Source organism: Microcoleus sp. POL10_C6, from assembly GCF_036701585.1.
GTDB lineage: Bacteria > Cyanobacteriota > Cyanobacteriia > Cyanobacteriales > Microcoleaceae > Microcoleus.
Genome location: NZ_JAUBRB010000029.1, coordinates 64,937 through 88,679 on the forward strand (window position 1 = coordinate 64,937; position 23,743 = coordinate 88,679).

Annotated in this window: 17 protein-coding genes and 1 pseudogene; 14 read left to right on the forward strand and 4 right to left on the reverse strand. The window is 46.1% G+C overall.

Going from position 1 to position 23,743, the window contains the following annotated elements:
* Positions 1–133 precede the first annotated feature (133 nt).
* Positions 134–1,636, reverse strand: a complete 1,503-nt coding sequence (locus QUA34_RS17530; protein ID WP_333388635.1) for a UDP-N-acetylmuramoyl-L-alanyl-D-glutamate--2,6-diaminopimelate ligase — start codon at positions 1,634–1,636, stop codon at positions 134–136.
* 199 nt (positions 1,637–1,835) lie between these two features.
* Positions 1,836–2,141: a glutaredoxin family protein gene (locus tag QUA34_RS17535; protein WP_333388675.1), complete on the reverse strand. Its 306-nt coding sequence runs from the start codon at positions 2,139–2,141 to the stop codon at positions 1,836–1,838.
* A gap of 328 nt (positions 2,142–2,469) precedes the next feature.
* Between QUA34_RS17535 and QUA34_RS17540 the strand changes: the two genes are divergently transcribed.
* The 3 genes from QUA34_RS17540 (at position 2,470) to sbcD (ending at position 5,845) form a co-directional block, all read left to right on the forward strand.
* On the forward strand, positions 2,470–3,747 hold the full coding sequence (locus QUA34_RS17540) for an ATP-dependent DNA ligase (RefSeq protein WP_333388638.1): 1,278 nt from the start codon (positions 2,470–2,472) through the stop codon (positions 3,745–3,747).
* 90 nt (positions 3,748–3,837) lie between these two features.
* Positions 3,838–4,413 carry a Uma2 family endonuclease gene (locus QUA34_RS17545; protein WP_333388641.1) on the forward strand — a complete coding sequence of 192 codons (576 nt, stop codon included), beginning with the start codon at positions 3,838–3,840 and terminating at the stop codon, positions 4,411–4,413.
* Positions 4,414–4,603: 190 nt separating this feature from the next.
* Entirely contained in the window at positions 4,604–5,845 is a 1,242-nt protein-coding gene (gene sbcD, locus QUA34_RS17550; RefSeq protein ID WP_333388644.1) for an exonuclease subunit SbcD, read from the forward strand.
* Positions 5,846–5,929: 84 nt separating this feature from the next.
* On the opposite strand, the gene fmt is transcribed toward sbcD, so the two are convergent.
* Entirely contained in the window at positions 5,930–6,928 is a 999-nt protein-coding gene (gene fmt / locus QUA34_RS17555) for a methionyl-tRNA formyltransferase (RefSeq protein WP_333388647.1), read from the reverse strand.
* A 421-nt stretch (positions 6,929–7,349) separates the two neighbouring features.
* Between fmt and QUA34_RS17560 the strand changes: the two genes are divergently transcribed.
* The 11 genes from QUA34_RS17560 to QUA34_RS17610 all read left to right on the forward strand — a co-directional run bounded on the left by QUA34_RS17560 (position 7,350) and on the right by QUA34_RS17610 (position 22,997).
* On the forward strand, positions 7,350–7,535 hold the full coding sequence (locus tag QUA34_RS17560; protein WP_333326530.1) for a hypothetical protein: 186 nt from the start codon (positions 7,350–7,352) through the stop codon (positions 7,533–7,535).
* Between the two features lie 146 nt (positions 7,536–7,681).
* Entirely contained in the window at positions 7,682–8,299 is a 618-nt protein-coding gene (locus QUA34_RS17565; RefSeq protein ID WP_333388651.1) for a hypothetical protein, read from the forward strand.
* Positions 8,300–8,364: 65 nt separating this feature from the next.
* Positions 8,365–9,705, forward strand: a complete 1,341-nt coding sequence (locus tag QUA34_RS17570; RefSeq protein WP_333388654.1) for an ABC transporter substrate-binding protein — start codon at positions 8,365–8,367, stop codon at positions 9,703–9,705.
* 561 nt (positions 9,706–10,266) lie between these two features.
* A complete protein-coding gene (locus QUA34_RS17575; protein WP_333388657.1) occupies positions 10,267–12,780 on the forward strand; it encodes an MASE1 domain-containing protein in 2,514 nt (837 codons plus the stop codon).
* 951 nt (positions 12,781–13,731) lie between these two features.
* Positions 13,732–17,442 (forward strand): response regulator, encoded by a 3,711-nt coding sequence (locus QUA34_RS17580; protein ID WP_333388660.1) that lies wholly within the window; start codon positions 13,732–13,734, stop codon positions 17,440–17,442.
* Positions 17,435–17,809: a response regulator gene (locus QUA34_RS17585; RefSeq protein WP_015177895.1), complete on the forward strand. Its 375-nt coding sequence runs from the start codon at positions 17,435–17,437 to the stop codon at positions 17,807–17,809. The genes QUA34_RS17580 and QUA34_RS17585 overlap by 8 nt, the downstream gene beginning before the upstream one ends.
* Complete coding sequence (locus QUA34_RS17590; RefSeq protein WP_333388663.1) at positions 17,806–18,864, forward strand: adenylate/guanylate cyclase domain-containing protein; 1,059 nt, start codon at positions 17,806–17,808, stop codon at positions 18,862–18,864. Before QUA34_RS17585 ends, QUA34_RS17590 begins: the two co-directional genes overlap by 4 nt.
* Before the next feature lie 77 nt (positions 18,865–18,941).
* The gene (locus tag QUA34_RS17595) at positions 18,942–19,460 is read left to right on the forward strand and encodes a Ycf51 family protein (RefSeq protein ID WP_333082593.1); all 519 of its coding nucleotides are present in this window, start codon (positions 18,942–18,944) and stop codon (positions 19,458–19,460) included.
* 146 nt (positions 19,461–19,606) lie between these two features.
* The gene (locus QUA34_RS17600; RefSeq protein ID WP_333388666.1) at positions 19,607–20,944 is read left to right on the forward strand and encodes an ATP-binding protein; all 1,338 of its coding nucleotides are present in this window, start codon (positions 19,607–19,609) and stop codon (positions 20,942–20,944) included.
* Complete coding sequence (locus tag QUA34_RS17605) at positions 20,941–22,827, forward strand: tetratricopeptide repeat protein (protein ID WP_333388669.1); 1,887 nt, start codon at positions 20,941–20,943, stop codon at positions 22,825–22,827. Before QUA34_RS17600 ends, QUA34_RS17605 begins: the two co-directional genes overlap by 4 nt.
* 35 nt (positions 22,828–22,862) lie before the next feature.
* Complete coding sequence (locus tag QUA34_RS17610; RefSeq protein WP_333388672.1) at positions 22,863–22,997, forward strand: hypothetical protein; 135 nt, start codon at positions 22,863–22,865, stop codon at positions 22,995–22,997.
* Between the two features lie 311 nt (positions 22,998–23,308).
* Here QUA34_RS17610 and QUA34_RS17615 read toward each other — a convergent pair.
* Positions 23,309–23,443 (reverse strand): annotated as a pseudogene (locus QUA34_RS17615) (transposase family protein); the annotation flags it as partial.
* Positions 23,444–23,743: the final 300 nt, after the last annotated feature.

Sequence of the window (23,743 nt, forward strand, 5' to 3'; positions counted from 1 at the left end):
ACTATTATAATCTAGTGCAAATCAGATTCTTGCTTCGTCTTAATACTTAAAAATATAACAAATTTCGCAGCCCGCGAACAGCTAAGCGTTAACGGTTAACCGAATTCGGTTAACCGTTAACAGTTAACCGAATTTACTTAACTGAATTCATTCTGGCTTTCAAGGCATCTCGCGCTTGTTCTCGATCGTCAAAATGGACTTTTTCGGTGCCCAAAATTTGATAATCTTCGTGTCCTTTCCCTGCAATCAGCACGCCATCTCCGGGTTTAGCATCCATAATAGCAGTGCGAATTGCAGCGGCTCGATCGCACATCACGATCGGCTTTACTGGGGCGGGAATTCCTGCTAAAACATCCTCCAAAATGCGATCGGGATTTTCCGTCCGCGGATTGTCGGAAGTAACAACAGCTAAATCGGCTAATTCTGCAACGATTTTACCCATGATCGGGCGCTTAGTGCGATCGCGATCGCCACCGCAGCCAAACACACAAATCATTTGACCCGGAATAAACGGCCGCGACGCCTTCAACAAGTTCTCCAAACTGTCTGGAGTGTGCGCGTAATCCACAATAACGCTAATATCTTGGTCGGGACTAATTTGCACCCGTTCCATCCGTCCCGGAACTCCCGAAAACTGCGATAATTTCTCCACAATTGCGGACAAATCCAAACCCAATTCTAAAACAGCACCGACAGCAGCCAACATATTTGATAAATTGAACTGACCGACTAAAGGCAAAGAAAAAGCAGTTTCGCCCTTGGGAGTGTGCAGCATTCCCTTAACTCCGTTCGGCTGATACTGCAAATCTGAAGCATACAAATCTGCCGTTTTGTCGCTAGTGCTATAACTCCAAATTTGTTCAGATTTGAGATTTTCAACTATCCGCTTCCCGTAGGGGTCGTCAATATTAATTACAGCGCGCTTTTTGAGGTAAGCCGAACCAAACAAAAGCGATTTAGCCTCAAAATAATCTTCCATATCCCGGTGATAATCGAGATGGTCTTGAGTCAAATTTGTAAAGACAGCAACTTCAAAACTACACCCCAAAACTCGCTGTTGCGCTAAAGCGTGGGAACTGACTTCCATCACCCCGTGTTTGCATCCGGCGACTACGGCTTCTGCTAATTGCTTTTGCAGGTCAACCGCAAAAGGTGTGGTGTAAAGTGCAGTTTGTTGGAAGCCCGGCCAGCGAGTGTAAAGCGTGCCGAAAATAGCCGTCGGCAACTGCATTTGATTGAGCAGAAATTCGATTAAATGAGTGGTTGTAGTTTTGCCGTTAGTCCCGGTAACGCCGACAAGTTTTAATTTGCTAGCTGGATTGCCGTAAAAAGCAGTGGCGATTTGACCGCAAACTTGAGCCATATCGGCTGCTGCGATGACGCAACTACCCCCGTCTTCGGGGGGTGTTTTCTCGGCTGCTTGGGTGGAAATTATGGCGGCAACTGCACCAGATTCGATCGCACTTTGCCAAAAATCTCCCCCATCAACCCGAGTTCCCGGCATTCCCAAAAACAAATCACCCGCCTGACAAGCGTGGGAATTAGTGGATAAACCCTTGACTTCGGCATCGAGGGCGGGATGTTTGGCATCAAAGGAAATGCTAGGAACTGCTGCTAATAATTCTCTCAATTTCATCTGAAAAACGCCTCACTTGGATGTCTTGAATATGACTGGCGGAACACATTGTTTGAGCCACTATCTACAGGTTTTTGCTGTGCGCGGTGCAAACCCTAGGTTTTTTTTATGCGCGGTGTAAAACCTATCGGCATAGAGTAAGCTGCACACCGAGCACCCCGAAGTCAGGATTAAAACCTGAGTTTTTGGGTAAATCGTATTATTGTGACCGATCGATTTGCAAATATTTCTGTAACATTTGCTCCAATTGGGCGACACTACAGCGGGGAGAAGGACGGGGTAACAGTTCTTCAGCGGAGAATGCAGCCTCGCCAACAGAATTTTTGGGCTGGGGCTGCACTTTAAACAAAACTGGAACTTCGTACTGATAAGCTTGAAACCAATCATCGCGTTCGGTAATATCTCTGACTTCGAGTTGAAAGTTCAGGCTTTCAATCTGTTCGATTTTTTCTTGCAACCCTTCACACAAGTGGCATCCGGGTTTGCTGTACAAAATCAATCGCATCATAACAGTAAGATTAAACTCGATCTTAAATTCTCAAACCTGCGATCGGCAGTGGGCGAACTCAACGCGAGTAAGACACAACTCACGGCTTTATTGGTCGCAATGCGCGATCGAAGTTATCTTAGCATTGGCAGCCAACAGATTACCGCGCTTGACTATCTCTTTCTTCTCTCCCTCTGTGCCCTCTGCGCCTCTGCGGTAAAAAAATAAATCTAGTTCACCAATGAAAAAGTTAAATTTATTCACACCACCTAATTATCAAATTACGATTGACTAATAAATCAAGCTTTAGTATAGTATAGAAATAGCCCTACATAAAGGAGGCAGTATGGACTGCACCGAATACGCAGAAGCCAAGCGAAAAGCAGCCAAAAAAATTAGCGCCGACATTCGAGAACGCTGGAACAATCGCATCGTTCAGCGAGAATTGCACTTGATGGGAGAAGCGGGGGCAGTGCAGTATTTAGCTGATTACGGGCGCGGAATTGGTACGGCAAAAGTTATCGGTTTTGCACTGTGCGCGGAGTCGGAAGGATACCCGGAAATGGCTTTTGGCTTTTGGAAAAGAGCGTTTGAATTGGAAACTGGAGAAAAGCCAATCGCCCTCAATACTCCAAACAATTCTACCGCCGATTTCGCTCCTGCTAAATCATCAACTTCCGCCCCAAAAGTAGAAACTGCCAACAATCCTATTGTTGCCGAATTACCACTGCACTTGCAGCCGGGAAGGATTGTCACCATGCAGCCAGTTGACGCGCCGAGTGAACGTTCTTATTACATCGAAAATCCCGATTATTGGGGACAGCCAAAGCGCGACGGCAATCGAGTAGTGGTCATTGCGACGCCAGATAAAGTATACTACCAATCGCGATCGACTAACCTGCGGCAACAAGCATCGATTGAGATCGATCGCACTTTAATCGACACAGCCACTAAAATTGGCACCTTTGTTTTAGACGGCGAACTGTATTACAAAAGCTGTACAGGCAGCGAACACCGCACCGGCGCGCAAGCTGCTACAGTTAATATTGAAAACGGTTTTCCGACAATCCAGCCCAGCGCAATTTATGCCATTTTTAAAAGTTTGTTTTTCCAAGGCAATGATTTAACTACCGTGGCAGAATCCGAACGAATTGCAGCGGGAGTTGAAGTTGGCGAAATGCTGGCAAATTTATCCCCAGCCTTTGAAGTTGTACCGACATTTCGCACCGCAACCGAAAAAGTCATCCTGGCAAATCAGCAGGAATCTGAAAATAAAGAAGGCGAAGTTTGGGTGTTGAACAACTGTCACTATGTCGGCGGAAAAGATGTGAAGAAATATCCGATAGTGAGGACTAAATACTGTCAAGAACACGATTTATTTATTGTGGGTTTGACGGCGACAAAAGTTGCGGGCCGGCCGTTTAGCGCCGTCAAAGTAGCGCAAGAAATTGATGGCAAATTAGTCCCAGTAGGAACCGTGGGAACCGGGTTTAGCGGGGAGGAAATGCAGGAAATTGCCCGACTCTACGAGGCTAACCCCAAAAGTGTCAAAATTAAAGTGCGATCGCAGGGTTTGACAGAAAGTGGCAAACTGTGGCACGCACGATTTTTGGAGTTTTGTTAAATTTGTAGGGAAACGGCAGTGCCGTTTCCTTCCCCAAATATGCGATTTCCAACGCATAGTATCAGATAAAATCAGCGGATTTAAAAATCAATGGTTATCAGCAAAAACAATTTCTACATCTCCCCAGAAGAGTACCTAGAAGGCGAACGAGTAAGCCCCATCAAACACGAATACAGACGCGGACAGGTTTATGCAATGACACGGGCAAAAAAACCTCATATTGTTATTTCAGTAAATTTAGCAAGTTTGCTTAACAATCATCTCCGCGAGAGTTCCTGCTTAGTTCTTTCATCAGATATAAAAGTCCGACTGGAAGAGGCAAATTGCTATTACTATCCTGATGTAGCGGTGACTTGCGACGAAAGGGATACCTCAACTACTGAAGATTTCATTTTATATCCATCTTTAGTAGTTGAGGTATTGTCGCCCTCAACGGCCGCTTTCGACAGAGGCGATAAATTTGCCGATTATCAAACTTCTCCAAGTTTGCAAGAATACGTACTCGTCACTCAATCTGAGATTAAAATTGAGTGTTTTCGACTCAATGCTGAGGGAAATTGGGTTTCTCAGATTTACCGACAAGGAGATGAGTTAGAGTTAATGAGTATAGATTTTCGCTGCCCGATCGCACAAGTTTATCAAAAAGTCCCCGGAATGGTATTGTGATGTATGAAACAATATTTTTAGTAGTAATCTCCTCTCGTCTGTACTTTGACAAAAACCTTAAACCTAGTTCTTAGTAAAGACTTTAGTTTTTCTGCCGAAGCTAAAGGAGGGCTGAAGTCATCACTACGAACCGATGACGACTGAAGTCATCACTACGAACCAAAAAGATAATTTACAAATAGAAAAAACAATGATTAAAATCTTACACCTTTCAGATATTCACATGGGCAGCGGCTTTTCTCACGGCCGCATTAATCCAGAAACCGGTTTAAATACGCGGCTGGAAGACTTCGCGGCGACGCTGAGTAAATGTATGGATAGAGCAATTTCTGAACCCGTAGATTTAGTCATATTCGGCGGCGATGCTTTCCCGGATTCAACGCCTCCACCGTTTGTAAAAGAGGCTTTTGCTTGCCAATTCAGCCGCTTAGTTGATGCCCAAATTCCGACAGTTTTGTTAGTAGGAAATCATGACCAACATTCTCAGGGACAAGGCGGCGCGAGTTTGGGAATTTACCGGACTTTGGGGATACCTAAGTTTATTGTAGGCGATCGCCTAGACACTCACCTCATCCAAACCCGCAGCGGACCTGTACAGGTGGTAACATTGCCTTGGTTGACTCGATCGACCTTAATGACACGTTCCGAGACTGAAAGCCTGTCTATGGGCGATGTTAACCAATTATTAACCGAAAAACTGACGATCGCAATGGAAGGCGAAATTCGCCGCCTCAACCCCGACATACCAACCGTACTTTTAGCGCACTTAATGGCAGATAAAGCCAGTCTGGGCGCCGAACGTTTTTTAGCAGTTGGCAAAGGTTTTAACATTCCCGTTTCCATGCTAACTCGCCCTTGTTTTGATTACGTTGCTCTCGGCCACGTTCACAAACACCAAAATCTCAATGCTTCCAACAATCCGCCCGTAATTTATCCGGGAAGTATCGAACGAGTTGATTTTAGCGAAGAGAAAGAAGATAAAGGTTTTGTGTTAGTTAATTTGGAACGGGGGAAAGCAGAGTGGGAATTTTGCACTTTGCCAGTGCGGGTGTTTCAGACTATTAAAGTGAATGTTTCGGAATCGGAAAACCCGCAAGCCGAGTTAGTTAAAGCTATTGGCAAGAAGGAAATCCAAGATGCGGTTGTGAGATTAATTTACCAATTGCGATCGGAACAATTAGATTTAATCGACAACGGAGAATTGCACACACTTCTCGGCGAAGCGCACAGCTACACAATCCAACCGGAATTAGTGAGTCAGCTAGCGAGACCCCGGTTGCCAGAATTGAATGCTAATAATAGTATAGAACCGTTAGAAGCTTTGAAAACTTATCTGGCAAGTCGCGACGATTTGAAAGATGTTGCTGAGAGTATGTTAGAGGCGGCACAAGGTTTGTTGGGCGGTGCGGAGGAAGTTTTGGTAGAATTTTAGGTCAAGAATCGCGCATCTAATTACAGGATGATTTTGCTGCAAAATATTGTAGGGTGGGCATCCTGCCCGCCCTAAATATACTATTTAAATCCCAAAAACCTCACCCGCTGCCAACCGAGTTCCATTGGCAAAATCCACGCCAGACTGCACCTTTTTCCCCGCTAACTGCACCTCGCGCAACAATAATAAACCATCGCCAGTTTGGACGATCGCCCCCAAGCCCTTCACAACCTTAACAACTTCCCCATTCGCGCCCGATAACTTGGCCAAAACAGGCCAATCGCGTTCCAAAACCCTCAGATCCGGCGGTAATTGCAGCCAATATTCCGGCCCGACGGGCACAGTAGCTATCACCTTCAGAGAATTGCCACGAAAACTGGTTGTGCAATCCGGGAAAAAGCCCCTAACTTGATTGTGAAGGTCGATCGCACTTTTCGACCAATCCAGCACATAATCCGCACTCTTAATCATCGGCGCATAAGTCGCCTCAGCATCATTTTGAACAACAGCTTCAATTTGGTCGTCCCTCAATTTCACCAAAGTTTCTATCAACAAATCCGCCCCAACTTCCGCCAACCTATCCGCCAAAGAATCAGCATTATCCAACAGTGAAATACCAGCAAAAGCCTTCAATAGCATCGCCCCAGTATCCATCCCAGCATCCATCAGCATAGTAGTAATTCCTGTTGTCTTTTCCCCGTCAAAAAGACAGCGCTGAATCGGTGCTGCACCGCGATACTTCGGCAAAATTGAACCGTGAACGTTAACGCAAGCCAAACTAGGAATATCCAGAATTTCTTGAGACAGAATTTGGCCGTAAGCCACCACCACAAACACATCCGCCTCCGCTTCCCGCAACTTAGCAAGCGTTTCAGAATCCTTCTTAATTCGGCGTGGCTGCCAAACCGGGAGACTGTGATTTAAAGCCACATCTTTTACAGGTGAAGGCATCAATTGATTCCCTCTTCCCCGACGTTTGTCCGGCTGAGTCACCACACCCACAACTTCAAATTCTGGGTGACTTAGCAAGCTGGATAAAGTAGGAACAGCAAAATCGGGAGTGCCAAAAAAGACAATTTTCATAGATTCTTCGTTATTAGTAAGTAGTCCTCAGTCATTACTCATTAGTCATCAAGTAGGTAATGGCAAAAAACCCTAGTATATTATAGAGACTATTCAGCGCGTAGCAGCTATGATAGAAGCCAGTTTATGAGTATTTTTACCTTCCGGACTCATGTAATGTTTATTTGTCAGCTCAAACAATAGTAGTTTGCTTCTCGATTATACACTTCGAGAATAGTTCCGAGTTGTGCGATCGGCAAAAAGGATCTCGATTGATACTCAGATGCAGCCAGACTCAAACGCTCCAAATCAATGGGTTTGATAGAAGCAACAACATTTCCATCCCTCCTATCCAAGTTAACTACAACTGTTTTACACTAGGAATTATCATCTCATTTACCTTTGTCACTGCTAATCTCAATCTTATCATATCTCCTCGAACATGGAAAAACCGTCGAATCTCCTGTTTAAACTCAGCCGCAGCTTATTTGCCGACACCGCAGAACAAGAAAAATTTATTCAGGCTGTTATCAATCCCCAAGCTTTTAATCGTGTCATCTTGTGGCTGCAACCAAAACCCACAGAAAACCCATTTACTGTCGAAATTCCCGTTTCTTGGCAACCGTAATTTGTAAATAGACTTGCCTGAGAATCCCAGCCGGGAAAACATTCCTTACATCAAGCAGGACATTACTACTGTCTAGACTTTTCCTCAATCTTCGCCGCCTCCACCTTATTAACAATACCGCAGCCCATCAAACTAATCTTAGATATGTGCGCCGCCCCGGAGGAAAAAGTATATTTGCCTGGAAAACATTAAACCCAAAATTCCTGTTGTGCAACGAAGCCATAGGCAAACGCATGGGAATGTTGATCTCTAATTTAAGACGCTGCCAAATTCTACCATCCGCCGCCGCCAACCTCGATTCAAAAATACTTGCCGAAAAGATGCCACAAACGGCTAATTTAGTAATAGTAGATGCTCCTTGTACTGGTCAATCACTTTTAGCAAAAGGAGAGAAAGCACCCGGCTGCTTTCATCATGTCACCATCAACAGCAATGCCAACCGCCAAAAAATAATTTTAGCCAATTCTGCTAAAATTGTAGCGTCCCAAGGTTATCTTGCATACATGACCTGCACTTATTCAACCGCAGAAAATGAACAAGTCAGCCAATGGCTGTTAAGCAAATTCCCCGATTTTCAGCCAGCCTCTGTTCCTCATTTAGAAAAATATCGATCGCACCTGACAGAAATTCCTTGCTATCGGATGTGGCCGCAAGATAGACTAGGAGCAGGAGCTTTCACTGTTTTGTTTCAAAACACCTCCGATGGAGAGAGAAATCAGCTACCAGCAAATTTTCGAGATTTAGCTCCTTTTACCAACCTCTAACTATCCGCGTCCATCCCCGTTCATCTGCAGTTAAAAAAGTCTTCTTCCCTGAATCTAACTAAAAAATGATATTATCCAAATTATCCAAAGCAATTAAAAGACAACTCAAACTAGCGATCTGCATTTTAATTACCTTAAATCTGCTAATATTAAGCGGCTGTCAAAACAGCACAACCCCAGCCTCAAAAAACGGCGAACCGCTCGAACTCACACTGTGGCACGGCATCAATCCCCCGCCAAACCGCGACGTATTTCAAACCCTCACCGACCAATTCAACAAAACACATCCCAACATCCAGATCAAACCAGTTTACATCGGTCAGCCAGACCAACAACTCCCAAAAATACTAACAGCAATAGTTGGAAATGCACCGCCGGATTTGCTGTGGAATGGCCCCTCAATTGCAGGAAAACTAGCAGAACTCGACGCCATTGTGCCCTTAGAAAACTGGCTCGACAAATCGCCCCGGAAAGCCGAAATCGACCCGGCACTCTTCGAGTCAATGGAACTCGGCGGACATACTTGGTCAGTTCCCCTAGGCACAAACAACGTCGCCATATTTTACCGTCCCAGCTTATTTGCAGCAGCAGGAATCAAAGAAGTGCCGCAGAATTGGGCGCAATTAAAGCAAGTAGCCCGAACGCTCACGCGAGATACCAACGGAGACGGCCGCACAGACCAACACGGCATAGTGATCCCCCTAGGCAAAGGAGAATGGACAGTATTTACCTGGCTGCCATTCATGTTCAGCGCCGGCGGCGAACTCAAAGGCAAAACACCTCAAAGTCCTGTACCCCAAATAGATAATCCCGGTTCTCACGCCGCCTTAGAATTGTGGAGCGACTTGTTAAAAGAAGGTTCAGCAATATTGTCAGCACCCGAACGCGGTTACGAACTCGACAATTTCATCGCCGGGAAAGTCGCCATGCAAATCACCGGGCCGTGGACGCTAGCACAGTTGCAGCAAAGCGCGATCGACTACGCAGCAATGCCTTTACCGCTCCTCAAACGCCCTGCAGCCGTCGTAGGGGGTGAAAACATATTTTTAATGAAAACCTCGCCAGAACGAGAGCGAGCAGCCCTAGTATTCTTAGAATACGTTATAGGTGAAGAATTCCAAACAGCATGGGCATTGGGAACAGGTTATTTACCCATTAACTTAAAATCGAGACAGAGCCAAGCTTATCAAAGCTTTGTGGAAAAAAACCCTGTTTTGCGAGTATTTTTAGAACAAATGAACTCAGCCAGAGCGCGACCCATTATATCAGGTTACTCCCGCCTGTCAGAAAACCTCGGTCGCGCCATAGAGGCAACCCTTCTCGGCCGCAACCCCCAAGACGCCCTTAAAGAATCTCAAGAGCGTTTGACACTAACCTTAGATATTGCAACAGCCAAAGAGAAATAGACAAGAAAAAATATTTTTTTTCTGTAATATATCCGCTTTCACTGTATTCCATCGAAAGACTTAAAACCTAGATTGATTGGTTAAAAATCTAGTGAAAATCACTACCGCCTGTACTTCTAATCAAAAACCGTGTTTATTGCCTCAAACTTACCTAAAAGCAGAGATTTTACGTCGCTGTGATTGGTATTTTAGGTATTTTAGGTATTATTGAGCATGGTGCAAGATGTTAGGGTGCATTGAGTTACGATCGCCCGACACAAAAAGACACCCACTGTCGCTCGGTAATAAATTTTTAACAAAAACCAAAAATTTACAAACCAATTGCTTAGCCATTAGAGATATATTTACAAAAAAGCGATACTCCCGAAATTCATGGGCAGATTTGATCGAACAAAAAAACCGCTCCCTCAACGGCACTACAAAAAGTTAGCTCAAAAGCTTCTCCCAGTACCTACCACCCATGACCTACCATCACCTAATAGAAACATTTTCTCTACCCTCTGCCTGTCCCGTGCCACCTACTGAGATCCCAACAAGCGTCCACCTTTTCCCTAAACGACCATGCAGACAAAGTTCCTTAATGCAATCAAAGGACATTCCTGGCGGTACTTCCTCGCAGTAGGTGCGATCGCCCTGGTCTACTATGGGGCGTCGCAATTCGCCATTTCCACTCTCACCCTCAGTTCAGAAATTTACCCGATGTGGCCAGCAGCAGGAATTGCCCAAGTCGCCCTGCTGCTGTTTGGGCGGCAACTGTGGCCGGGAATCGCGATCGGAGGCTTCCTGTTCAGCATGAACGTACCATCGGCCAACATCGCCACGGCATTGATATCGGCAGCCGCCAGAAGCCTGCAAGCGTGGACGGGAACTTATCTACTCCAAGGCCTTAACTTTAGCGCCGGGCTCGATCGGCTCAAAGACGTTTTAGGAATAGTCGGGCTAGCAGCCTTGGGATCTACCCTGATCAGCTCCACCATCGGCAGCATCCTCGTATGCCTGAGTGGTATATCTAGCTGGAGCGATTTTGGCACGATTTGGGGGACTTGGTGGGTGGGAGACGCAATGGGAATTGTGCTCGTCGCCCCGCTGCTGCTGACGTGGCAACAATTGCCCAAAGTCCCCACCCATCGCAAACAGATAGTTGAACGAGCGATTTGGCTGCTGCTGCTACTAGCAGTCGGATGGCTCGTCTTTTGCTCGCGCACCCGCGCCGCCTACGCCCGCTATCCCCTCGAATACTTACCATTTCCCCTAGTAGTTTGGGCTGCCTTTCGATTCGGTCAGCGCTACACAGCCCTCTCCAACCTCATCCTCTGCGGCTTCGCCATCTGGGGTATCGCCCGAGGCAGCGGCCCCTTCCTAAAACACGCCAGCAGTATCCCCCAAGCACTGTTATCCCTGCAAGCCTTCATCGCCGTCATCGCCGTCACCGGCTTAGTCTTAGCTGCCACCGTCGCCGAACGCCACCAAGCAGAAGTCTCCCTGCGCGCCAGCGAAGCCAGCCTCGCTAACGCCCAACGCATCGCCCAGCTAGGCAACTGGGACTTAGACCGCAACGCCCAGCAATTGCGGTGGTCAGAGGAAATTTACCGCATCCTAGGACAGCAACCGGGAAGTTTTGAACCCAGCCTGGAAGCCTTCTTGGAATACGTCCACCCTGAAGACCGAGAATTAGTCAAAACCTCGATCGAAGCCGCTTTATTTCAGCAACAGCCTTACAGCATCGACTACAGGCTCATACTCCCCGACGGTAGCAACCGCACAGTCTACGAACAAGCCGATGTCAACTCCCTCTACATCACCAGCACCGTCCAAGACATCACAGACAGAAAGCAAGCCGAAGCAGCCCTGCGTTCTTCAGAAGAAAGATTTTCCAAGGCCTTTCACGCCTCCCCAGTTGGGATCAGCATCTGCACCCTCACAGACGGATGCTTCCTCGATGCCAATGAAAGCTTTTTGCGCTCATTAGGCTGGCTGCGGCACGAATTTATCGGCCGCACTCCCAGCGACTTAGGAATGTTGGTTTATTCAGAAGACGGGCGGCGGCTGGCCCAGATTTTGCAATCACAAAATTCGATCAGCAACCAAGAAATCAAAATTCGCACCAAAGCCGGCGAAGTGCGCGACTGGCTGCTGTCAGTGGAACTCATCCACCTCGGCAACACTGAGTGCATTTTAATCATGACCACCGACATCACCGAACGCTTGCGTTCCGAAGAATTCCGCCGCGCCGCATTAGCCGCCGAAGCTGCAAATAGATCCAAAAGCATTTTTCTCGCCAACATGAGTCACGAACTCAGAACCCCCCTCAACGCCATCATTGGCTACAGCGAGATCCTGCAAGAAGACGCCCGAGACCTTGGTGCCGAAGAGTTCATCGACGACCTCCAGAGAATTAATACGGCCGGCCAGCACCTACTCGCGCTGATTAAAGATATTCTCGACTTGACCAAAATTGAAGCAGGCCGCACCGACTTGCACGTCGAAACCTTCACCATTTCAACTCTGGTTGAGGAAGTAGTTGCCACGATCAAGCCGACGGCAGACAAAAATAGCAATATTGTAGAAATACAATGCCCCGAGGATATTGGCTCGATGCAGACCGACTTGACTAAACTCCGGCAGTCTCTGCTCAACATCCTCAGCAATGCCGCGAAATTTACTTGCTCCGGCGCGATTACCTTCGCCGTTACCCGATCCGGCGAAACCCCCGCCGACGCTGCAAACAAAGGCAAAAAACTTGGAGCGTATAGAGGAGGTGACCAAGCTGAAAATAGCTTGTCTCTGTTATCTTCCGCTCAAGATTGGATCATTTTTACGGTCAAAGATACCGGCATTGGCATGAGTCCCGAACAGTTAGCCAGAATCTTTGAGCCTTTCACGCAAGCCGATTCTTCAACTACTAAGAAGTACGGCGGCACTGGTTTGGGGCTGACGATTACTAAGAAATTCTGCGAAATGATGGGCGGAGACATTACCGCATTCAGCGAGTTGGATAAAGGTTCTACTTTTACAATTAGGCTGCCAGCTATTTTCACCGACCTTTCAATCTCAACCGAAAAGTCTGACGAATAATATTTTTTTGACATTTATTTTCGATGTCTGCAACTTTTATTTACCTCCGCAATAGGCTGATTGTTTGGCTAGCAGTTAGGAGATTTGATCCATAATTTATCACATTATCAACTCAGTTTTTTTCCGGGGTTTTTCTAAAATAGAGTAATTTTAAATCAGTCGTAAAATTTTTACCCCACCTCAACCATCTCCTTGGTAAAGGGAGGGAGTAATAAATTCACAAATAATTTAGAATTGCTGTAGACGTAGAAGATGAGGGGGGGTTAGATCACCCTAATTAATTTATGAGTAAATACGAAAAGTGCTGAAATCGTTTCCGCTGGCATGGGAATAAGAAATTTTCCTGTCCAGTTCCCGCGTCCACGATCGTTTTTTGGCTGCCACCTAGTTTTTGAGGCTAAGCTCACTTGATTAATACTCCGAACAGTTTTTCTATAGCCCGATGGCTGATTCTCGCTTGACTTTGATCGACTGTGGATAATTAAATCAATGTCAGATCCACCCTGGGCTTGCATTTAATTCGACTTTTTTAGGCTCCTTCCCCTATAAAGCGTGTATAGCCATCCTAAATCATTTGTGAATTTCTTACTCCCTCCCCTTGATAAGGGGAGGGTTGGGGTCGGGTAAAAAAATTACGACTCCTGCAAGGATTGCTATAGTATCGTTACCAAAACTTTCCTGAGTATTGACTTGATAAGATGATATTATTATTTTTTAGCGTGCTGCCGACATTCAGAGGATTGGTTGGTTGACAACCCTTAAAAGTTCTGAGAATTAATATAATTAGCGCAGTTTGAAAGATTTGGGAGAGGAGACATGATCCCTCGGCTTCTCAATAAAACCTGTGATAGACTTCGATCGCGTACTTGTCCCCTAACGGTATACCTACGTATATATACTATTAATTAAAAAGATATACTGTAGAAAGTTGCCTACAAAGCGCCAGAAAATATGCACCCCCACCTCCAGCGCCAACTCGAACACCTCGGTTTAGTCGGCGAGTCTCCTCCTCCCACTGCTGAGCAGTGGCAGCTTTTATTAGAGCAGGTAAGTTGTAGCTATGACCGAGTTCAGAGTCAGCAAGAACTTCAGCAGGAAGATTGTTTTAACTTGGAGACGGTGGCATTAAAGGATTTAACGGACTCGCCCCAGTCCCCTCAAGACTCTCCAACAGCTTCAGAATTCGATCGACTGCGGGCGAGTGTCAACAGTTTGGGGGCGGGATTGTGTATCCTTGACGCGAAGGGCTGTGTAATCTCGGTGAATCCAGAGGCAGAACGCTTGCTGGGATGGCGACAGTCGGAACTTGCAGGCGTTTCCCTGCTAGAGCGCATCGGGAAGCAAAACAAAGGCAACAAATCCCAAGTTTTGACGGCTCCGAAACAGTCGCCAAGCAAGACTGAAGATGCGACGATCGCACCTACACTAGATTTACAAGAGGCGATCGCTTCCAGTCAACCTTGCAACAACTGGGACGACGAGTTTTTGTGTCGCGACGGCAAGATGTTACCAGTTTCCTATTTTTTCCATCCCGCAGTTGACGGCCGCGAAATATCAGTCTTGGTGTTTTTTGACATTAGAGAACACAAGCAATCGCTCTCGATACTGCAAGCAGTTCTAAAATCTACAGATGCAGGAATTCTGGCGGTTGACAGAAACGGCAATATATGTAATTATAATCAGAAATTTCTAGAAATGTGGGGGTTGTCTGCCAACCAAGGAAAGTTGAGCCGATCGACCTTCGCAACACTCACAAACACGCTCAAAACAGGATTCCCCTTCGACAGGGAACTATTGAAATACCCGCAAAGATTTCTCCCAAACGTGATTAAAGTGTCGGCAGATTCAGATACTCAAATCAGCGAATTATTAGAATTTAAAGACGGAAAAATTCTTGAATTAAATTCGTTGCCATCAAAAGTCGGAGCGAAAACAGTTGGTAGAGTCTGGAGCTTTCGAGACGTTACCGAACTCAAAAAAGTAGAAGAATCTTTGCAGTATCGAATAGAATTCGCTCAGTTGATTTCCCGTTTGTCAACCCATTTCATCAGCCAGCCCTTATCAGAAATAGACAAAGGCATCGATCGAACCCTGGAATCGATCGCCACCTTGAGCGGGTTTGACCGCAGTTACATCTACCTGTTATCATTCGACAAAACCCGCGCCCACAAAACCTACGATTGGTGCGGCGAAAGCATTCCGGCAGTCAAAAACAGCACCGACAAACCAATAGAGATCGCACAAATCCCTTGGATCGCAGAAAAACTCGATCGCGCCGAATGCCTCTATATTCCAGAAATCGGTGAACTCCTGCCCCCAGCCAAAGCCGAAATAGCCTATTTTATGGGTCAAAATTTAACCGAATTCCAGACAGACTCCCCATCCCAAACAGTCAATCAAACAGCAACCGCCTCAATTCCTTCGATTGGCGCTTCCCTAAATAATTTAGAATTAAAAAAACAGCTAAAAAATATTAAATCCCTGATAATTATTCCCCTAATTTGTAGTAAAAACCTAGTAGGATTTCTCGGATTCGATGGCTTAAAGCAAACAGCAGGTCGATCAACCGAAATATCCACACAGCTAAAAATGGTAGGAGAAATGCTCGCCAATGCCCTAGAGCGCAAGCGAGCAGAAGCAGCCTTGAGACAATCCGAAACAAAATACCGCAGCATCTTTGAAAACGCAGTCGAAGGCATATTCCAGACAACGCCGACCGGGTACTACCTCAGCGGCAATAACGCACTAGCCCGAATTTACGGCTACGAATCCTGTACCCAAATGCTCGCTGAACTCACCGAGATCAACCGTCAATTTTACGTTAACCCCAATCGGCGCGCCGAGTTTATGGCAGAATTGGGCGCGCGCCGCCAAGTGTCAAAATTTGAATCCCAAATATACCGCCGAGACGGTAGCACGATCTGGATTTCTGAAAACGCGCGCAGCATCTGCGACGAAAACGGCAGCGTTTTGTACTACGAAGGCACAGTCCAAGACATCACCGATCGCAAACAGGCAGAATCCGCCTTGCAGTCGGCCCTAGAAGCAGCAGAATCAGCCAACCGGGCAAAAAGCACATTTCTCGCCAACATGAGCCACGAACTTCGCACACCGCTCAATGCCATCATCGGCTACAGCGAAATGCTCCAAGAAGAAGCTGAAGAATTGGGCGATGAAGCTTTCGTCCCTGACCTCGAAAAAATCTGCAGCGCCGGCAAACACCTGCTGTCGATGATCGACGACATCCTAGATATCTCTAAAATTGAAGCAGGTCGAATGGATCTCTACTTAGAAACCTTCGACATCCATACCTTAATTGAAAGTGCAGTTGCCACGGCCAGGCCGCTGGTCGAGAAAAACGGTAATACCCTAGAAGTGTACTGTCCAGACAACCTCGACACCATGCACGCGGACATGACCAAAGTGCGGCAAGTGCTGCTTAACTTGCTCAGCAACGCTGCCAAGTTCACACAAAACGGGAGAATTGCGATCGGAGTGGAAAGAATTAAAAATGAACAATTAAAAATGAAAAATCAAGAGGAATCTTCCGAAATTTTAATTTCCAACTCCGAATTTTTAAGTTTCCGCGTCGCCGACACCGGCATCGGCATGACACAAGAGCAATTGGAGCGAGTTTTCCAACCTTTCACCCAAGCTGATGCCTCGACTACCCGCGAGTACGGTGGCACCGGTTTGGGACTAGCAATCAGCCAGCGCTTCTGTCAGATGATGGGCGGCAGCATTGAGGTCAGCAGCACCTTGGGCGCAGGCACCACTTTCACCGTGCTCTTGCCCAGCGCCATCAAACAGCCGGAAATCCCCAACAAAGTCCACGACAGCACTAGCCCTCCGGACGCCCCCGCTGTCGGCACGGTGCTGGTAGTTGACGACGACCCGATCTCGCGAGATTTAATCCAGCGCGCCCTCAGTCGCCAAGGACTGCACGTAGAAGTCGCCGGCGGCGGCGAGCAAGCTCTCCGGCTCGCTAAGCAACTACGGCCAGACGCCATTACCCTGGATGTGATTATGCCCGGCATGGACGGCTGGGCGGTACTCTCAGCGCTGAAGGCAGATCCTGACCTTGCCGAAATTCCCGTAATCCTGCTATCCTTTGTGGGCAACAAAAGCCTCGGCTTTGCATTGGGTGCCTCGGACTACCTCACCAAACCAGTGGACGGCAAACGGCTGGCTGCTTTGTTGAACAAGTACCGACGCGACCAAGACGGGGTTGCAAGTAACAATTTGACCTGTCAGATTCTAATTGTGGAAGACGACGTTGCCACGCGCGAAATACTGCGATGCGTACTAGAAACACAAGGCTGGGCAGTAACGGAAGCTGATAGCGGACGCGCTGCTCTCGATCGGCTAAAAGTTGCTCGCCCGCACCTGATATTACTGGATTTGATGTTGCCAGAAATGGATGGTTTTGAGTTGATCGGGGAAATTCGCAAATCCCATTCGGGAGATCCTATACCGATTGTTGTGATCACGGGGAAAGACTTGACACCGGCAGAAAGCCAGCAGCTAAACGGCTACGTTGAGCGGGTGCTACAAAAGGGAGTCTACAGTTGCGATACTTTGTTGCGCGATGTTCGCTCTATAGTGAATGACAGGTTCGATCGCAGGTACGACTCGAAAGGCAAGGAGAACACCAATGGCTAAAATCCTGTTGGTCGAAGATAACGAAATGAACAGGGATATGCTTTCTAGGCGTCTGGCCCGCAAGGGACACGAGGTCTTTATTGCTGTTGACGGTGCTGAGGGAGTGTCGATGGCGCTCGCGAAAGTACCGGATTTGATTCTGATGGATATGAGTCTGCCGGTTCTAGACGGGTGGCAAGCAACGCAGCAAATTAAGGCGGCTCCTGAAACTAGCAGGATTCCGGTGATTGCGCTGACGGCTCACGCAATGGCGGGCGATCGTGAAAAGTGTCTTGCTGCAGGCTGCAATGACTATGACACTAAACCGGTCGAGTTTCCCCGACTTTTGGGTAAAATTGAAACTCTTCTGAAAGAGGCCCTGACATGAAAGGTGACGAGGGCAGCGTGCTGGTTGTTGACGACAATGAGGTAAACCGCGATTTGCTGGCCCGCCGACTTCAGCGTCAAGGCCATCTGGTGACTGTTGCTGAAGATGGTCTCCAAGCTCTGGAAATGTTGCGAAGCGATCCTTTTGATTTGGTTCTTCTAGACATTATGATGCCGCAAATGAACGGCTATCAGGTGCTGGAAAATCTGAAGGCGGACGAGAAGTTGCGCCATATCCCGGTGATTATGATTTCGGCGGTGGACGATATCGACAGTATCGTCCGGTGTATAGAGTTGGGGGCGGAGGATTATCTTTCTAAACCATTCAATCCGGTATTGCTCAAGGCTCGGATTAGCGCTTGTCTGGAAAAGAAGCGGCTGCGGGATAAGGAACAGGCGTATTTACATGAATTGGCTCAGGAAAAGGAAAAGTCCGAGCGTTTGCTGTTAAATATTTTACCGAGGGCGATCGCACAGCGCCTCAAACACGGGGAAATTACGATCGCCGACAGTTTCGCTGAGGTAACAGTGATGTTTGCCGATTTGGTTGGTTTTACTAAGCTTTCGGCTCATTTATCGCCGGCCCAATTGGTGGAGTTGCTCAACGAAATTTTTTCGGCTTTTGACGAGTTGGCCGAGCGCTACGGACTTGAGAAAATTAAGACGATCGGCGATGCTTATATGGTGGTTGGCGGTTTGCCGACGCCCACCGAAGACCACGCCGAGTCGATCGCCGAAATGGCGCTGGAAATTCAAGCAGCAATGACTAAGATGCGTACCAAGGGAGGTCAGCCGCTCAGCATTCGCATCGGCATCCACACAGGCCCGGTAGAAGCTGGGGTAATCGGTACTAAAAAATTTACTTACGATTTGTGGGGAGATACGGTAAATACAGCTTCCCGGATGGAATCTCAAGGCGTCCCCGGCAGCATTCAGGTGACAGTTGCTACCTACGAACGCTTGCGGGGTAAGTACATTTTTGAGGAGCGCGGCGTGATTCCAGTGAAGGGGAAAGGCGATATGATGACTTATCTGCTTGTGGCCCGAAACGCTTAATTAATCATTGGGCATTGGGCATCGGGTATCGGTAACTAATATCAACAGTCAACAGTCAACAGTCAACAAATCATCAAATGAGCGTAAATTCTAACCTTTTAATGTACGCCCAATGGGCGGGAATTCTGACAGTAGCTTTGGCTATTCTAACAGTTATAGCATTTATCTTCAAATGGGGTTTTCGCTTCCGATTGGTGGGAGTGACAAGCTTTATGGGCGTGATTGCTGCGAGTATATTCGGTCTCGGTTTGGGACTCTTTTCCCGTACAGAAATTCCGGGTGCAGTTCGCTATTCTTTAGTTTACGATACTGGCGGCGCTCAAACAGTAGTTACTGTGCCACCTACGATCACGGAATCGGAATTAGAAGCAACGATGCAGCAAGCGGCTGCGGATTTGTACTCTCCAGGGCGCTCTGGAAGGGGCAGAGACTACATGACAATCCGGGTTCGTACAGTTGTACATCCTGAACCTGGGCTGTCGCAGCCGCTGTTTTTGGGCGAGGTGAGACGATCGCTCGCGACTCGTTATGATGACAAAATGGCGATCGAAATCTTCCCCGAAAAAGTTGCTATTCTGAAAAAATATCAAGCTTAAAAGTAGTGATTGCTGGGTGCGCCATGTGCACCCAGCCTTTTGCATAGATTCGATCGCTCTTATTATAATTATCTGCGTTTATCCGTGTTCATCTTCCTTAAATCTGCGGTTGAGCCTATAAAAAACCAAAAATACTAAAAAAATTTATGACTCAAAATACAGAAAAACTACTAAAAGACCTCTACAACGCCTTTAACCCATCTTCTCCTTTGCCAGCAGGCGACCCGCAATATGTTGACTGTGGGGAAGTGCGAGGAGATGACAATATTACCCTAGACTTGGGCCTCAACATTGAGCGTTCAGAACCGATGACTTGCCAGTTGTATGCAGGACATCGCGGTGCTGGAAAATCAACCGAATTGCTGCGGCTACAGCAACACTTGAACAACAAAGGTTATTTTGTAGTTTATTTCGCGGCTGACGCGGAAGATATCAATCCCGAAGATACTGAATATACAGATATTTTGCTAGCTTGCACCAGACACTTATTAGAAGCAATTAAAGAGGCTGACTCCAAGCCTTTGCTCAATTGGATGAAAGACCGCTGGGACGATTTAAAAGATTTAGGGCTAACAGAAATATCTTTTGAAAAATTGAGCTTAGAGGCGCAAATTAGTCAGTTTGCCAAGTTGACGGCGAATGTGAGAACTCAACCGAGTCTGCGCCACAAAATCCGAGAAAAAGTTGAGCCCCAAACACAAACGCTGATTGATGCGCTAAATGAGTTTATTGGCGACGCTAAAAAAAAGTTGCCCAATAAATATTCGCAACTGGTAGCGATTGCCGATAATTTAGACCGGATTGTGCCATTTTCTACGACAGACGCAGGAGGACGCAGCAATCTAGACCAAATTTTCTTAGACCGCAGCGAACAACTCCAAGCTTTAGATTGTCACGTCGTTTACACTGTACCGATTTCGCTGGTGCATTCTAACCGCGCTGCTGATTTAAGCGATAAGTACAATACTCCGCAAGTGCTGCCAATGATTCTGGTACAGAATCTAGATGGTAGCGCTCACCAACCGGGACTTGCTAAAATTAAAGAGTTGATTAAGAAGCGGGTGCAAAAAATCGCTCCAAATCTATCTTTAGAAACAGGATTGTTTGACACCGAAGAAACCCTAGAACGGCTGTGCTTGATGAGTGGAGGTCACGTTAGGGATTTGATGAAGATGATGCGAGAAGCTGTGAATCAAACACAGAATTTGCCAATTACTGCCAAAGCGGCCCAAAGAGCAATCACCAAAGAGCGGGATGTATACCGCAGAACTCCCGGAAAAGATGAATGGCAAATTTTAGCCAAAGTATCTCTTTCTCACGAGATAGATAATGACGAACAGCACCGCAATTTGCTATTTAACCGCTGTATTTTGGAATACCGATATTTTGATGATGAAGCAGAAAAGCTGCCTTGGTATGATGTTCACCCGCTAATTAAAGGCATTCCGCAATTTAAGGAAGCAATTGCACTAATGCAGCCATGAAACCACAAATAATTGATGGGGACGAAGATTTGCCACCGGCAGAACCGGAGGAAGAATATCTAACTCTGGTACGCACTCTCAAGCGGACAGATGGCTTTAGCTTGTTGTTTGTGGAGTGTTCACCGGCGGAGGGAGAACGCTGGATTACTAGAGTTAAAACAGATATTCCGCAGCAAAATATTGAGGTTTTGCGGCTGAAGGAATCGGTTTATGATTTTTACAATCTAATTGAAGAGTTGCCAAATCGCGATCGCATCAATGTCCTATTCGTCCAAGGTTTAGAATATTCACTTTATGAATACGAACAAGAGAAAAAGGATATCGGCTGGGAAAGTAAGGATATTTACTCTTACAGTTGGCGGGGAGTGCCGCCTGTTTTAATTAATTTAAACCAGCAGCGAGAACGATTTCGAGATAATTTTAAAATCTGTTTTGTTTTTCTGTTGCCTAAATTTGCTATTGATTATTTTATTCAGCGGGCGCCGGATTTCTTTGATTGGCGATCGAGTTTATTTAAGTTGTCAATGGATAAAGAACTGCTGCAACTAGAATCAATACTAGCTTGTTTGGAAAGAGGGAAACGAGAAGATTATCTAGCTTTGAATCCCCAAGAACGGAAACGGGAATTGGTGAAAATTCAATCTTTAATTGATGAGGATGGGCAAACATCACAACAACAAGCAGAATTGTTTTATGAACAAGGTTTATTGTATGGCTATGCTGAAGAATATGAAAAGGCGATAGCCTCCTACGACAAAGCCTTAGAATTAAAACCAGATTATCACGACGCCTGGAACAATCGGGGCAATGCACTGGGTAATTTAGGAAGATTGGAAGAAGCGATAGCCTCCTACGACAAAGCCTTAGAATTAAAACCAGATTATCACGAAGCCTGGTACAATCGGGGCATTACACTGGGTAATTTAGGAAGATTGGAAGAAGCGATAGCCTCCTACGACAAAGCCTTAGAATTAAAACCCGATGCTCACGAAGCCTGGTACAATCGGGGCATTGCACTGGGTAATTTAGGAAGATGGAAAGATGCGATATGCTCCTACAACAAAGCCTTAGAAATCAAACCAAATTCATACGAAGCCTGGAACAATCTGGGTCTTGTGCTGGATGATTTAGGAAGCTTAGAAGAAGCGATAGCCTCCTACGACAAAGCCTTAGAATTAAAACCAGATTATCACGACGCCTGGAACAATCGGGGCAATGCACTGGGTAATTTAGGAAGATTGGAAGAAGCGATAGCCTCCTACGACAAATCCTTAGAATTAAAACCCGATTTACACGAAGCCTGGTACAATCGGGGCATTACACTGGGTAATTTAGGAAGATTGAAAGAAGCGATAGCCTCCTACGACAAAGCCTTAGAATTAAAACCCGATTTACACGAAGCCTGGTACAATCGGGGCATTGCACTGGGTAATTTAGGAAGATTGGAAGAAGCGATAGCCTCCTACGACAAAGCCTTAGAATTAAAACCAGATTTACACGAAGCCTGGAACAATCTAGGCATTGCACAGGGTAACTTAGAAAGATTGGAAGAAGCGATAGCCTACTTCGACAAAGCCTTAGAATTAAAACCAGATTATCACGAAGCCTGGTACAATCGGGGCATTACACTGGGTAATTTAGGAAGAGGGGAAGAAGCGATAGCCTCCTACGACAAAGCCTTAGAAATTAAACCAGATAAAGACGAAGCATTTTATAATAAAGCTTGCTGCTATGCGTTACAGAGTCAGATTGACCAAGCCATTCAGAATTTGCAGCAAGCCATCAATCTGAATCCTGACACATACCGAGAAATGGCAAAAAATGACTCTGTTTTTGATAGCATTCGATCGCATACTCGGTTTCAAGCCTTGATTCAAGGATAGATAGTTTGATAGAATAATTAAGAGTGAGGTAAAAGATGACTAAACTAAATGTAACCGTAACTAATGACAGATTACCCGAACTCATTGCCCATGTCGAGGATACTGGGGAACGAATTGTCATAGAACAGGAAGGAAGAGCGATGCTGCTATCATTACTTATGCAGACCTGAAGCGACTGGAAGCACTAGAAGCCACCCTAATTGACAAAGCAAAACTACAAGAATATGAATGGCTAAAAGCTGCGATCGCAAATCCAGCATTTGATTCCCTAAGAGACTCAGCGGAAGATATCTACACTTTAGCTGATGGCTTGGCATTCCACAACCCTGAATGGATTAAAAGAGTAGCGATAGATCCTAATTTTGGTTCGATACTCGACCCAGAAGAAGACATTTATAGCATAGCTGACGGTAAACCATTCCATGACCAATGGTAAGATATTCCTAGTACCGTTTCCCTATTAGGTAGGTGAAAATAGACAGCAATTTATACACTTAAATCTCCGTCGATTTCCTTTGAGAATTACTTCTTTATCACATATAGGCAAATCTCTAACTAAGTGTCCTTGATTCTGATGAAGACGATGGCTAGTTTGACCGCAGCGTGGGCAAATCGCTGTTTTCTTTGATAATTTAACGGTGAAAATTAATGTTTCTGCCGTTTGTTTTTCATTTTATACTATTACCCTAGGTAAATATAGTATATTGTCATTAACCTCTTCATAATTTATTTTCTCACACTTTTTCTGCACATTCCATTAACATTTGAGCAGCGGTAAGTATCGAAGACCCGACGTATTTTCTATGTTTACTTATTTTAACAGAGTTGGGTTTTTTCTCACCTACTTAGGGCTTGCTGAATATATCGATGGCACTTGACGTAGCCTGGGTTATGCGCTCGCGAGAGCGAGGGTAAA